This is a genomic window from Sphingomonas sp. PL-96 (genome assembly GCF_020707215.1).
Lineage (GTDB): Bacteria > Pseudomonadota > Alphaproteobacteria > Sphingomonadales > Sphingomonadaceae > Sphingomonas.
Window position 1 is genome coordinate 97,146 of record NZ_JAJFET010000008.1, and the last position, 12,642, is coordinate 109,787.

The 12,642-nt window shown below is 71.3% G+C and carries 14 protein-coding genes; 5 read left to right on the forward strand and 9 right to left on the reverse strand.

From position 1 onward, the window contains the following. Positions 1-207: 207 nt before the first annotated feature. From gspE to gspL, 3 genes are read right to left on the reverse strand one after another with little or no spacing between them, the layout of a single operon-like run. A complete protein-coding gene (gene gspE, locus LK533_RS14280) occupies positions 208-1,701 on the reverse strand; it encodes a type II secretion system ATPase GspE (protein ID WP_229363748.1) in 1,494 nt (497 codons plus the stop codon). Next, positions 1,698-2,198 carry a type II secretion system protein GspM gene (gene gspM, locus LK533_RS14285; protein WP_229363749.1) on the reverse strand — a complete coding sequence of 167 codons (501 nt, stop codon included), beginning with the start codon at positions 2,196-2,198 and terminating at the stop codon, positions 1,698-1,700. Before gspM ends, gspE begins: the two co-directional genes overlap by 4 nt. Then, positions 2,195-3,262 carry a type II secretion system protein GspL gene (gene gspL / locus LK533_RS14290; protein ID WP_229363750.1) on the reverse strand — a complete coding sequence of 356 codons (1,068 nt, stop codon included), beginning with the start codon at positions 3,260-3,262 and terminating at the stop codon, positions 2,195-2,197. Before gspL ends, gspM begins: the two co-directional genes overlap by 4 nt. 78 nt (positions 3,263-3,340) lie before the next feature. Between gspL and gspG the strand changes: the two genes are divergently transcribed. From gspG to gspD, 5 genes are all read left to right on the forward strand, one after another. Further along, positions 3,341-3,805 carry a type II secretion system major pseudopilin GspG gene (gspG, locus tag LK533_RS14295; protein WP_324255307.1) on the forward strand — a complete coding sequence of 155 codons (465 nt, stop codon included), beginning with the start codon at positions 3,341-3,343 and terminating at the stop codon, positions 3,803-3,805. 208 nt (positions 3,806-4,013) lie between these two features. Then, positions 4,014-4,526 carry a GspH/FimT family pseudopilin gene (locus LK533_RS17865; protein ID WP_324255310.1) on the forward strand — a complete coding sequence of 171 codons (513 nt, stop codon included), beginning with the start codon at positions 4,014-4,016 and terminating at the stop codon, positions 4,524-4,526. Next, positions 4,523-4,888, forward strand: a complete 366-nt coding sequence (gene gspI / locus LK533_RS14305) for a type II secretion system minor pseudopilin GspI (RefSeq protein WP_229363752.1) — start codon at positions 4,523-4,525, stop codon at positions 4,886-4,888. Before LK533_RS17865 ends, gspI begins: the two co-directional genes overlap by 4 nt. Next, positions 4,885-5,670, forward strand: coding sequence for a type II secretion system protein N (locus LK533_RS14310; protein WP_229363753.1), 786 nt, complete (start codon positions 4,885-4,887; stop codon positions 5,668-5,670). The genes gspI and LK533_RS14310 overlap by 4 nt, the downstream gene beginning before the upstream one ends. An 11-nt stretch (positions 5,671-5,681) precedes the next feature. Continuing rightward, entirely contained in the window at positions 5,682-7,739 is a 2,058-nt protein-coding gene (gene gspD, locus LK533_RS14315; protein ID WP_229363754.1) for a type II secretion system secretin GspD, read from the forward strand. Here the strand turns inward: gspD and LK533_RS14320 are convergent. The 6 genes from LK533_RS14320 to LK533_RS14345 all read right to left on the reverse strand — a co-directional run bounded on the left by LK533_RS14320 (position 7,733) and on the right by LK533_RS14345 (position 12,593). Then, positions 7,733-8,152, reverse strand: coding sequence for a hypothetical protein (locus tag LK533_RS14320; RefSeq protein WP_229363755.1), 420 nt, complete (start codon positions 8,150-8,152; stop codon positions 7,733-7,735). The genes gspD and LK533_RS14320 overlap by 7 nt on opposite strands. Then, complete coding sequence (locus LK533_RS14325) at positions 8,140-8,607, reverse strand: hypothetical protein (RefSeq protein WP_229363756.1); 468 nt, start codon at positions 8,605-8,607, stop codon at positions 8,140-8,142. The genes LK533_RS14320 and LK533_RS14325 overlap by 13 nt, the downstream gene beginning before the upstream one ends. Beyond that, complete coding sequence (locus tag LK533_RS14330) at positions 8,604-9,026, reverse strand: hypothetical protein (protein WP_229363757.1); 423 nt, start codon at positions 9,024-9,026, stop codon at positions 8,604-8,606. The genes LK533_RS14325 and LK533_RS14330 overlap by 4 nt, the downstream gene beginning before the upstream one ends. A 408-nt stretch (positions 9,027-9,434) precedes the next feature. After that, the gene (locus LK533_RS14335; protein WP_229363758.1) at positions 9,435-9,773 is read right to left on the reverse strand and encodes a hypothetical protein; all 339 of its coding nucleotides are present in this window, start codon (positions 9,771-9,773) and stop codon (positions 9,435-9,437) included. Between the two features lie 94 nt (positions 9,774-9,867). Continuing rightward, positions 9,868-11,181, reverse strand: coding sequence for an amidohydrolase family protein (locus LK533_RS14340; RefSeq protein ID WP_229363759.1), 1,314 nt, complete (start codon positions 11,179-11,181; stop codon positions 9,868-9,870). After that, on the reverse strand, positions 11,178-12,593 hold the full coding sequence (locus tag LK533_RS14345; protein ID WP_229363805.1) for an amidohydrolase: 1,416 nt from the start codon (positions 12,591-12,593) through the stop codon (positions 11,178-11,180). The genes LK533_RS14340 and LK533_RS14345 overlap by 4 nt, the downstream gene beginning before the upstream one ends. Positions 12,594-12,642 lie beyond the last annotated feature (49 nt).

Sequence of the window (12,642 nt, forward strand, 5' to 3'; positions counted from 1 at the left end):
GACCACTGCCCTCGCGTCATCCTGACGAAGGTCGGGATCCATTGCCGCTGCGGCTGGCCCCGCGAGCGTTGCGTGTCCGGATGTTGACCTTCGTCAGCATGACGGAACGTCGATAGGTACCGGGCTCCTGCGCCGGCAGGAGCCCAGGGTTACGGACGATGCGCTGCTTGGCTCTGGGCTCCTGCCTTCGCAGGAGCACGAGGGAAATCAGCCCTCGTCTCGTACCACGCGAGCGACTTCCTCGACGGTGGTGATGCCGGCGCGGACCTTGGCGGCGCCGTCGTCGAGCATCGAGGGGTTGTCGCGGCGGGCGGCGCGTTCGAGCTCGGCCTCCGACGCGCCGTCGTGGATCAGCGCCTGGAATGCGTCGTCGACCGCGACCACTTCGTACAGACCCGCGCGGCCGGTGTAGCCGTCGTCGTGGCAGGCGTCACAGCCGTTCGCACGCCACAGCGGCTCGCCCGCGCGGATCGCGCCGCCCATCAGCGTCACATCGCCCTCTCCCGCCACGTCCTCGCGCCGGCAATCGGGGCAGAGGCGGCGGACGAGCCGCTGCGCGACCAGGCCCACCACCATCGGTGCGAGCAGATAGCGCTCGACCCCCATGTCGATCAGGCGCGTAACCGATCCGACCGCGGAGTTAGTGTGCAGCGTCGACAGCACGAAGTGGCCGGTCATGGACGAGCGCACCGCGACCTGCGCCGTTTCCTGGTCGCGGATCTCGCCCACCATGATGACGTCGGGGTCCTGGCGCAGGATGGCGCGCAGGCCGCGGGCGAAGGTCAGGTCGGTGCGCGGATTGACCTGAGTCTGGCCGATGCCGGGCAGCTCATATTCGATCGGATCCTCGACCGTCATGATGTTGCGGCGGCGATCGTTCAGCCGGGTGAGCGCGGTATAGAGCGTGGTGGTCTTGCCCGAACCGGTGGGGCCGGTGACCAGCAGCATGCCATGCGGGCGTTCGAGCAATCGCGCAAAGACGCTGACGTCGCGCTCCGACATGCCCAGGCTCGGCAGGTCAAGCCGGAGCCCGCCGCGCTCCAGCAGGCGCAGCACTACCCGTTCGCCATGCTGGGTCGGGATGGTGGAGACGCGCGCGTCGACGTCATGGCCGCCGATGCGCAGCGTCACGCGGCCGTCCTGCGGCACGCGCTTTTCGGCGATGTCGAGCTTCGCCATCACCTTGATGCGGCTGACCAGCAGCGGCGCGAGCGCACGCTGCGGCTCGACAATATCGCGCAGCACGCCGTCGACACGGAAGCGGACGACGAGGCGCTTTTCCTGCGTCTCGATATGCACGTCCGACGCGCGTTCCTTCACCGCCTCCAGGAGCAGCGCGTTGATGAGGCGGATCACCGGGGAATCGTCGCGGCTGTCGAGCAGGTCGTCCACCGAGGCGGCACTGTCGGCGAGCGCGGCGAGGTCCTGTTCGGCCAGCTCGATGCCGGCGGCGGTAGTGGCGCTGCTGCCGCCATAAGCCTGGGCGAGCGCCGTCTCGAACGCGTCGTCGGCGACGCTTACAAAAGCGATGCCAGGCGCGATGCGCTGCACTTCGAGCAGCGCGTCCAGCGGCGCGTTGGTGCGGTGAAGGCATTCCATGCCAGCGGCGCCCGGGCGCAGCAGCACGCCGGCGCGGCGGGCATAGCCATAGGGCAGGCGCTCCGCCGGTGCGTCCTCGACCAGAAGCAGCGTGTCGGTCATGCGCCGAACTCCACGGTGGCCGAAACCCGGCCGGCAGTCGCGCCGCGTACGATCGACACCTGGCGGATGCCGAGCGTGGAGGTGCGCGCGACCTCGTCGACCCAGCGGATCACGCCGTCATAGGTTCCGTCGGCAACGCTCGCGCGATAGCCGCCCGCGGCGAGCGGCGCCGTCTGGACGGTGAGCCCGGCGCGACCGGCGGCGGCGGCGATCACCGCGTCGGGGCTGCCGGTGGCGAGCGGCGGCTGGGCGGCCCGCAGCGTACCGGCGGCGCGGATACGGGCGTTCAGCGTCTCATATTGGCGGATGTCGGCGCGCGCATCGGCGCGGGCAGCCTGGATCGGCTTCACCACGGCGTAGACCGCGACCAGCAGCACCAGCAGCCCGCCGAGCGTACCGACCAGCACGCGCTCGCGGTGGCTGAGCCCGCTCCACCAGCGGTCGAACCGGGCGAGGCTCGCTTCCAGGCGGGAGCGTCCAGGGATGCGGATGATCATGCGCCGGCTGCCGTCACGCGGATGCCGCCGGCCGGATCGGGGGTGACCGTCGCGTCGATGCGCGCGCCCGAAAGTGCGGTGCGCAGCCGTTCCGCGGCTCCCGCATCGCCAGCGTCCAGGTCGATCGCGAGCTGGCTGCCGCTCCACTGGATCGAGCGGACAGCGATGGCAGGCGCGAGCGGCGCGAGCGCAGCGGAAACGCGCCCGAGCGCGGGCACGAAGCGGTTGTCGCCGGTGGCGCGTGGCAGGCGGTCGGCGATGCTGGTCTGCAGATCCTCGGCCTGGGCGAGATCGGGGGCGGCCGTGGCGAGCAGGGTGCGCGTCTCCGCCTCCCGCCGATCGGCGATGGCGCGCAGCATCAGCGTGTCGGCAGCAGCGATCACACCATGCGCGACCAATGCGGCGAGCCCCACCATCGCGAGCTTGCGCGCAAAGGTCGAGCCGACGCTGCGGCGCGCATAGGGTCCCTGCCGCAGGTCGAGCGCCGGCACGGCCAGCGTCATCCCGAGCGGCTGCGGCACGGCAGGCTCAGCGGCAAAGGCGTCGGGCAGCGCGTCGCCGAAGCTGGTGACGAGGGGGCGGCCCGCAGCGTCCCAGGCGGCGGGCAGCAGTGCTGCGGGCACGGCAAAGCCGGTGCCGTCGCCGGCACGCACCACCGCGCGGCCGTTGCGCTGTGCGACATTCCATGCGCCCTCCCCCGGACGCGGCAGCGCGAGCGCGTCCGGCACCAGGGCGGCGTTGCCGAGGCCGTTCGCCTCTGCCAGCGCCACCCATTCGGCCATGACGCTGTGGCGCACGACGGCGACGAGATACTGCTGCGGTCCCAGCGTCTCGCCGATCGCCAGATGCACCGAGTCGAGCGGATCGGCGATGCGGTCCTCGATCGCGAAGGGCAGCGCCGCCAGCCGCTGCGACCGGCTGGGAAGCGGCAGGTCGACGGCAAGCAGCAGCAGCCGCTCGGACGGCACCAGCAAGGTTGCGGGCCCGTCCGCATCGGCTATGATCCGACGTTCGCGCTCGAGCGTCCAGACGCCAGCGCCGGAGTCGGCCGCAGCGACGGTCATATTTGAGTCATCAGGCGAACGCATGGGGCCGGGATGCGCATCTTTTCACAACAGTTTCATGACAGCGTGAGCGACACCGTGGCAGTCCGGGCCCAAAGCCGCAAGCGGCGCGTGCGCGCCGTGCCGGCCGCGCAGGCCGGCCTGACGCTGGTCGAGATGATCGTGGTGCTGGCGATCATCGCCATCGTCGCCGCGCTGATCGTGCCCAATGTCATCAGCCGCCCGGACCAGGCGCGCGTCACGACCGCAGGCACCGACATCAAGAGCATTTCGGCCGCGCTCAAGATGTATCGCCTCGACAATGGTGACTATCCGACGACGCAACAGGGGCTGAAGGCGCTGGTCGAGAGGCCGAGCACCCCGCCGGTGCCGAGCAGCTGGGCGTCGGGCGGTTATCTGTCGGACATGCCGGTCGATCCCTGGGGTAATCCCTACGCCTATAGCTCCACCGGCAACGGCAGCTTCGAGCTCAAGTCGCTGGGCAAGGACGGCAAGCCCGGCGGCGAAGACCTGGACGCGGACATCGACGGCAAGCGCCCCTGACATGCAGGCACCCGCTCGCCTTGCGGGTATTGTGCCGGCGGCATCCCGCGGGGATTCTCTCGCGGGCGGAAACACAGGCCCGGCAGGCCGTCCCGAACATCCCGCGCACGTATTTCTGCCGTTCGTCTCGAGCAGCCATCGAGCTTGTCGAGATGGCGTGTCGAGAGATTGGTGGCGGCTCTCTCGATACGGGCTCTCGACAAGCTCGATCCCTACTCGAGACAAACGGGAGAGGGCGAGAGGCCCAAGTGCCGCACAAGCCGGCATGACGCTGGTGGAGATGCTGGTGGTGCTCGCGATCATCGGCGTGGCGGCGGGTGCCGTCACGCTGGGCATCGGCTCCGCCACGCGCGCGCCGACGGTCGAGACGGAGGCACGGCGACTCGCGACGCAGCTGCAGGCGGCCGCCGACGACGCGATGCTGGGCGACCGGGCAGTCGCCTTTACCGCCGGTGAGCACGGCTATGGCTTTGCGACGCTGAACGCCAACGGCGGCTGGAGCCCGCAGGAGAGTGCGGGCATGGCGTTCCACACGCTGCCCGGCGGCATGGTCATGACGCTGTCGGCGCGCCCGCCCGTGCTGATGGGCGTCGACGGCACCGGCCAGCCGCTGACGGCCGAGATCGGGTCCGGAGACGACCGCTGGGTCGTCACCTATGACGGCATGACCGCCCAGGCCGTGCACGCCCCCCCTGCCCGCGCGACGGCACCCGCGGCATGACCCGGCGGGCGTCCGAAGAGGGCTTTTCGCTGATCGAGGCGCTGGTGGCGCTCGCCGTGCTGGCGATCGCCACCGTAGGACTGATCGGCGCGGTCGAGCAGCACATCGATTCGACCCGCGCCATCGAGCGCCGCACGGTCGCGATGCTGATCGCTGAGAATCGCCTGGCCGAGCTGGAGATCGGCGCGCCGGAGGCAGACGCGCGCGATGTCGAGATGCTGGGCCGCCACTGGCAGGTGCGGACGACGCGGCGCGGCACCGACGATCCGGCGCTCGACCGGGTGCGGATCGCGGTCGCGGCGGCCGGCGAAGAAACGCCGCTTGCGCAGCTCGACGGCTTCCTGGAAGGACGCGGATCATGAGGATGTCCGCGCTTACCCCGCGCCAGAAGCGCCGTACGCTCGACCTGGCGGTTGCGCTGGCGATCGTGTCGGTCGCCTTTGCGCTCGCCGGGCTGGTGTGGCGCATGGCCGGGCATGCCGGCACGGGTGCCGTGACGGTGCCGAGCGACCGCCGCATCCATGCCGCCGCTGCAACCGATCTGACGCCGCTGCTCGGCTGGCAGCCGTTCGGGCAGGCAGCGGTCGGCGAAGCCACGCAGAAGACCGGTATCCAGGCCCAGCTCAAGGGGCTGGTCTTCGCGCTTCCGGTGGAGCAGGCAGTCGCCTTTATCGCGACGGGGACGGAGCCGGCGCGCGCCTATCACGTCGGCGAGATGCTGGCGGGGCTGAAGATCGAGGGCATCCAGCGCGACCGCATCCTGCTCAACAACGGCGGGCGCATCGAATATCTGGCCTTTCCCGATCCCGATGTCCTGACCGGCCGGAACACCACGACCGCAACGGCTGCGCCGAGCACGGGCGGATCCAGCCCGATGGCGGCCCCGAACGCAGCCCCGCCGCCGCCATCCGCCAATACCCTGATCGACCGGCTTGGCGCCACACCGGTTCCGGGCGGCTATGCGATCGGCGACAACGCACCGCCCGGCATGCAGGCGGGGGACGTGGTCCAGTCGATCAACGGCATCGCTCTCACCGATCCGGCCGCCGCCAACGCAGCGCTGGCGAACGCCGGCAACGGTCCGGCGCAGATCACTATCCTTCGCGACGGTAAATCGACGACCGTCACCATCCCGATCCGTTAGGGCTCATCACCGTGCCGCATCCAGTACGCACCTCCCTTCTTGCGCTCTGCCTCGGGGCGAGCGCGCTCCAGCCGGTCCTGGCGCAGACGGCGCCGGCGGGTGACATCGTCGTCAACATGCGCGGCATCGAGATCGCCGACGTGGCGGAGCAGATCAGCCGCCTGACCGGGCGCACGCTGATCCTGGACCCGACGGTCAAAGGCCAGGTCACCGTCACCTCCGCCGAGCCGCTGTCCTCGGCGGGCGTGTGGGAGCTGTTCCAGTCGGTGCTGCGTGCCAACGGCTTCGCCGCGGTGCGTTCGGGCAGCGCGTGGCGGATCGTGCCGGCCGCCAATGCAGTGCGCGACGGCGGCGCCCGCGGCGGCGGGCAGGCGCTGACGACGCGGATGGTGCGGCTGTCGAACGTACCCGCAGCCGATGCGGCACGGATCGTGCGGCCGCTGGTCGCAAGCTTCGGCAGCGTCGAGCCGCTGTCCAGCCCGAACGCGATCGTCGTCACCGACTATGCCGACAATGTCGCGCGGATCGAGGCGCTGGCCCGGTCGCTCGACGGCGGCGGCGGTTCGAGCTTTGCGACCATCCCGTTGCAGCACGGCAATGCGAACGACGTGGCGCAGGCGATGCAGGGCGTGCTGGGCGACGCGGCCAGCGGCACCGGCGCGCGGGTCGCGGCAGACGCGCGCAGCAACACGGTGGTGGTGCGCGGCACCCCGGCGGCGGTCGCGGAAGCCCGGCGCATCGCCCAGGCCCTGGACGCGCCAGGCGGCGCCACCCCGGTCACGCGCGTTTTCCGCCTCAACCACGCCGATGCGGAGGCCGTGACCGAGGTGCTGCGCGGCGTGCTGGGCCAGGAGGCGAGCGCCGCCAATCCGGTCGCGCGCAGCCTGTCCACCCGCGGGCGCGCCGGCAGCGGTGCCAGCAGCCCGACCTCCGCCCTGTCGAACCTCATCAGCGGCAACACCGCGGCGCAGGCGGCGGCTGCGGGCAGCACCACCCAGGGGCTCTCGGGCAGCGGCGGTGCAGCCACCATGGGCGAGCAGACGCCGACGCCGCAGGGCTTTGCCACGCCCGACGTGACGGTGCAGCCCGCGCCGGACATCAATGCGCTGGTGGTGCGCGGCACCCCGGCAGCAGTGGCGCAGATCGAGCGGCTGATCCCCGACCTGGACGTGCGGCGTCCGCAGGTGCTGATCGAGGCGGCGATCGCAGAGATCGTCGGCGACGATGCCGAGCGGCTGGCGGTGCAGCTGGGCACCAGCGGCGCTGCCCTCACATCGGTGACGGGTGCCGGCACTTCGTTCAGTTCGCCCAGCGGCGTCACGCCGCTCTCCACCATCCTGCAGACGCTGGGCGTTCCGGCTGGCGGGATCCTGGGCGAGGGCCTGACCGCCAACATCGGCATCGGCAACGACTTCTCGATCCTGGTGCAGGCGCTGGGCACCTCCTCCAAGGCGAACCTGCTCTCGACGCCGCAGATCACCACGCTCGACAACAAGATGGGCGAGATCGTGGTGGCGCAGGAAGTGCCGTTCATCACCGGATCGATCCTGACCGACACGACCAACGCCAATCCCTATACCTCGATCGAGCGGCGCGACGTCGGCATCACCCTGCGCGTGCTGCCGCGGATCAATGCCGGCGACACGATCCGGCTGGAGGTGGCGCAGGAGGCCTCGTCGATTTCGCCGACGCAGGTCGCCGCCGCAGCCGACATCATCACCAACAAGCGCAGCATCAACACGACCGTGCTGGCCGAGAACGGCCAGACCATCGTGCTGGGCGGCCTGACGGCGGACGACTATAACCGGCTGAAGAGCCAGGTGCCGATCCTGGGCGACATCCCGGTGCTGGGCGAGCTGTTCAAGAGCCGACAGGAATCGCGCACCAAGCGCACGCTGTTCATCTTCCTGAAGCCCACCATTTTGCGCGACAGCGCGACGGCGGCGGCCGAGACGCAGACGCGCTACGACCGGCTGCGCGGCGACGAGGCGCAGCTGGGCGAGAAGCGCAGCCTGTTGCTCAACCCGCCGCGGCCGCGGCTGTCGGTGGAAATCGACGGGATCTACTGAGGCGGCTCTTCGCCGGGCATCGGCACGCGCGCGCGCTGGTTGCCGCGGGTGAAATAGCCGGCATCGGCGGCGAGCGACTCCAGGCGCCAGCCGTCGACGCTTTCCCCGGGGGCGAGCGTACGGGTGCTGCCGTCGGCGGTGCGCACCAGCGCCACCGCGTCCTGGTTGAGCCGCCCGACGACGCCTGCCAGCGCCGGGGCGTCCGGGGCGGCGGTGGTGTCGCCGGCACTTGTCGCGAACAGCGGACGGGTAAAGGCAGCGGCGAGCGGCGGCGCCTCGGGCGGGGCGGCGAGCGGCGGCTGCGCGGGCGCCGCGGCCGGACGCCGGGGCGAGGGGCGCAGGAGCAGCGCCGGCGTCGCCGCTGCGATCAGGGCCGCCGGCAGCAGCAGCCAGCGCGGGCTCAATCGCGCCATGGTGCCACCAGCCGAGCGTCCAGGCGGATGCTGCCGCCCTCCCCGGCCGCCACCTGCCAGCGCGCGAAGCGGGCGATCGGGCGTCCGCGTTCGGCGCGATCGGCGAAGGCAAGCACGGCCTTTTCAGGGCCCGAGAGGCGCAGGTCGAGCGCGACCAGGCCAGGTGCGCCGGGGTTGGCGGGCTTGATCGTCTCGACCAGCAGGCCGTCGGCGGTCGCCGCGGCGCGCAGCCGGCCGCCGAGCTGGCGGGTGGCGGCTGCGCGATCGGGTGCGGCAAGCGCCAATTCGGGGGCGACCGGCGCGGATCGTTGCGGAGTGCGGACCGCAGCCGCGTAGCGGTCGCGTGTTTCGCGCGCGTCCGCCAGCCGATCGAGGGCGCCGGCCATCGGCAGCGCCAGCGCGGCGGCGAGCAACAGCCCGGCAACGACGGCCGCTGCCCAGAGGCGCGCGGTCATTGCGGCCGCCCCACCAGGGTCACGCGCAGGCTCGCCTCGTCGCGCTGCTGCCCCGCTCCCCTCAATTGCGAAAGCACCGGCTCCCGACGCAGCGCATCGCGCAGTGCGTCGGGGTCCGCGGTGAGGACGACCACGCGCAGCGTGCCGTCCCGGTCGCTGGCGACGCTTGCGAGCCGGTCATCGGCCGGCAACGTCGCGGCCAGCCGGTCCAGCGTCGTGGCGAGCGGCGCGCGATCGAGCAGCGGCGCGAGCGCGGCGCGGCTGGCGGCATCGGCATGGGCACGCGCGAGCAGCGGCGTGGCTCGGGGCGCGAGCGCCGCGATGTCGGCCCGGGTGCGCTGTACCAGGAGAGTCGCGCCGATCCAGGTGAGCGCCGGGCCGGCGGCGAGCAACAGCGCGAGCGCGGCGAACCAGCGCAAGGGGGACGGCGTGGCGCGGTCCAAAGCGGCGACGTCTGCCTCTGCGTCCTCGAGCGCTCCTGCGGAAGCAGGAACCCAGAGCCGCGAGCGTTGCGCCCCGCCGCCCTGGACTCCTGCCTGCGCAGGAGTACCGCTTGGGTTGGGTTCCGGGGCTTGCCCGAAATCCGGTGCTCCTGCGGAGGCAGGAGCCCAGGGTCGCACGCGCTGCGCTTCGTTGCCCGGCGCTGCAAGCGCGTCGTTTGGCGTCGCTGGCGTAGCGCTTCCTGCCGTCCTTCCCCGCCTGGCGCGGGCGGCAGCGAGTGCCCGGGCGACCAGGCTCGGCGAGTCTTCGGGGCGGGGCGGCGGCGGGGCCATGGGGTCGGCCCCTAGCCGCGCCGCATGCCCAAGTCACCCAAGGACGCGACGCGCTTACTTGCGCGTCATGCTGGTGACCTTGGCCATGCCGTCGGGGGTGAAGGCGATGATGTGCTTGGACCCGTCGGTGCAGGTCGCGGTCCAGGTCGCCTGGGCATCGCCCGAGCGCTCGGATGCGGTGACGCCCTGGCACGGGAGACCCGCATCGCGGATCGCGCGGATGAACACGCCGTTGCGCTGGCCTTCCGAAAGGGCTGCGACCTTGGCGTCCAGCTGCTGCGTCTGCTCGGCCGTTGCGGCATTGTCGGCCGCGGTCGGCTGCGGCGCCTTGTTGCCGCCGCATGCGGCGAGCGCCAGCGCGAGTGCAGGGACGGTCAGGGTCACAAAGCGCATCAGATCAACCTCCTCTTGCGCCGCAGACGGCGGCTCGCCTGAACAAAGCCCGGCCCGGCCGCAGGGTTCCCCCGCGCGGCCGGGCCGGCGCCGGTCAATATTGATAGGCCTTGGGCAGCGCGCCCTCGGTCGGATCGAGATAGCGGTCGCGCAGCCGCTGCTGGCGAGTGACCAGCGGCTGTTCGACGCCGTCGACGAAGACCTGCGTCGGCATGGAGCCGATCTCCAGCGGATCGCCGTCCCAGATCACCACATCGCCGCGGCGGCCGGGCTGGAGCGAGCCGAACTCGCCGCCCATCCCGAGCGCCTCCGCCGGCTTTGAGCTGATCGTGGCAAAGGCACTGCCCCAATCCAGCCCGGCGGCCCCCGGGATTCGGCTGAGCGCCACCAGGTTACCGGCGTACTGCTTCACCAGCCGCGCCTGCCGCGCCTCGTCATTGTTGATCATGCCGATCGCGACGGTGACGCCCGCCGCCTTCAGACGGCCGATGTTCGACTGGGTGGCGGCAAGCTGCTCGAACGACGACGGCAGGTCGGCAAGCGCGCTGGCAATCACCGGCACGCCAGCCGCCGCAATGTCGCCGGCCACCGTCCACGCCTCGGTGGCGCCGACGAGGACCAGCTTCACGGTGCCGAGCTCGCGCTTCAGGTCGAGCAGCGCGCGGATGTCGGACGCGCGTTCGACATGGGCGAGGAGCGGCATGCGCCCCTCGACCACCGGCACCAGCGCCTGTGCATCCAGCCGCGTGAGCAGCGCCTCCTTGCCGCGATCGGCAAAGCTCGCCGGGTTGCGGGCATATTCGCGTGCTTCGAACAAAGCATTGCGCAGCATGGCGAAAGCGGCGGGGCGGCTGCCGCCAGCGGCGCCCGCGCCCGTCTCACCCCATTCCATGAACTGGAAGGCGCGCGGGCGGCTGACCGCATCCATGTCGGCGGCAAGGTCGATCACCGCGCCCTGGCCGGCAAAGATCGAGCCGCCGGTCTCCGGCGCGACCACGGCGCGGGTCACGCCCTCGGCCCGGTTGAGCGCGATCGCGGTGGTGCGCGGATTGACCGCGGGTGCGATGTCGAGCGCGGCGTGGAACACCGACTCATCGGCACTCGCGTCGTTGCTGCCGCTCACCGCATCGACCTCGACGATGCCCATGCGGGTGAAGCCGGCGAAGATGCCGGGCGTCACCCATTTCCCGCCGGCATCGACCGTGCGCATGCCGGCGGGCACCGCGACGCCGGGGCCGGCGGCGACGACGCGGCCGTCGCGCACCACCACGGTGCCGCCTTCGACCGGGCCGGCGCCCGTGCCGACGACGAGCTTCGCATTGGTGATCGCGACCGTCTGCGCGGTGGCAGGCAGCGCCGCGGCCGTGCCGAGCAGCACGGCGGCCGTGGAAAGGATCAGGCGCTTCACTTCACATCCCCCTCGCCCGGCTGGCCGAGCTCGAAATCGGAAACCGGGCGCAGGCGCCGGTCGTTCGCGTCGAACAGCAGTGCGCCGTCGACCCACACCTTCTCGGGCCGGGTGTAGACGCTGAACGGATCACCGTTCCACAGCACCACATCCGCCATCTTGCCGGGCTTCAGGCTGCCGGTGACCTTGTCGACGCCGAGCGCGCGCGCCGGACCGATCGCGAGCCAGGTCCAGGCATGCTCGGGGGAGACGGGGATGCCGGCGCGGCGGGCCGAGGCCATCACCTTGGCGACTTCCTGGTTCAGCCGCTGAATGCCGTTCTCGTCGTCCGAATGGATCATCGCACAGGCGCCGGCGCGGTCGAGGATGGCGAGATTCTCGCCGACCGCGTCATAGGCCTCCATCTTGAAGCCCCACCAGTCGGCCCAGACCGCGGCACAGGTGCCGTTCGCCTTCAGCAGGTCGGCGATCTTGTAGGCTTCGGTCGCGTGGTGGAAGGCGGTGACCTTGTAGCCGAACTCCTTGGCCATATCGAGCACGACGCCCATCTCGTCGGCGCGATAGCAGTGGTTGTGGACCAGGATCTCGCCGTCCAGCACGCCGCGCAGCGTGTCCATCGCCAGGTCGCGGTCAGGCGCGTCGCCGCCATCCTCCTCGTACTTGTCCCATTTGCGATCGTAGGCGCGGGCCTTGGCCCAGGTGGCGCGATCGACCGCGACATTGCCCATGCGGGTCGTCGGCATCCGGCCCTTGCTGCCATAGACGCGCTTGGGGTTCTCGCCGCACGCCATCTTGAGGCCATAGGGCGCGCCGGGGAACTTCATCCCCTGCATCGTACGGGCATAGACGTTCTTGATCGTCACCGAACGGCCGCCGAACAGGTTGGCGGAGCCCGGCAGGATCTGCAGCGTGGTCACGCCGCCGTTGGTGAGCGCGCGGCCGAAGCCCGGGTCCTGCGGCCAGACGCTGTGTTCGGCCCAGACCTCTGCGGTGACCGGCGAGCTCATCTCGTTGCCGTCGGACAGCGCCTCGACGCTCGGCGAGGGATAGTCGCCAAGATGGCTGTGGACGTCGATCACGCCCGGCGTCACCCATTTGCCCGTGCCGTCGATCACCGTCACGCCCTCGGCCGGGGCGATCGACTGGGCGACCTCGACGATCTTGCCGTCGCGGAACAGCACGGCGCCCCCGTCGATGCGCCCGCCCTCGCCATCATAGATGGTGACGTTGGTGACCAGCGTCGGCCGGCCGGGATAGGCGTGATAGGTGGAGGGGTACGGGTCGTGGTTATACCCCTTTCCCGCGCCGGGCGCCGGATCGCCCTTCTTGTCCTTGGCCGGACGGTCGCCGGCGGCATGCGCCCGGGATCCGTCGGCTGCGCAGGCGGCAAGGCCACCCGCTGCGGCGAGCATCAGCAACGTTCGTAGCAAGCTGGTTCTCCGTTTAAGTCCAAGGGGTGCG

Coding starts and splice junctions, on each gene's coding strand:
- gspE (WP_229363748.1), bottom strand. CDS start 1,701: ATGACCGACACGCTGCTTCTGGTCGAGGACGCACCGGCGGAGCGCCTG.
- gspM (WP_229363749.1), bottom strand. CDS start 2,198: ATGATCATCCGCATCCCTGGACGCTCCCGCCTGGAAGCGAGCCTCGCC.
- gspL (WP_229363750.1), bottom strand. CDS start 3,262: ATGACCGTCGCTGCGGCCGACTCCGGCGCTGGCGTCTGGACGCTCGAG.
- gspI (WP_229363752.1), top strand. CDS start 4,523: ATGACCCGGCGGGCGTCCGAAGAGGGCTTTTCGCTGATCGAGGCGCTG.
- LK533_RS14310 (WP_229363753.1), top strand. CDS start 4,885: ATGAGGATGTCCGCGCTTACCCCGCGCCAGAAGCGCCGTACGCTCGAC.
- LK533_RS14320 (WP_229363755.1), bottom strand. CDS start 8,152: ATGGCGCGATTGAGCCCGCGCTGGCTGCTGCTGCCGGCGGCCCTGATC.
- LK533_RS14325 (WP_229363756.1), bottom strand. CDS start 8,607: ATGACCGCGCGCCTCTGGGCAGCGGCCGTCGTTGCCGGGCTGTTGCTC.
- LK533_RS14335 (WP_229363758.1), bottom strand. CDS start 9,773: ATGCGCTTTGTGACCCTGACCGTCCCTGCACTCGCGCTGGCGCTCGCC.
- LK533_RS14345 (WP_229363805.1), bottom strand. CDS start 12,593: ATGCTCGCCGCAGCGGGTGGCCTTGCCGCCTGCGCAGCCGACGGATCC.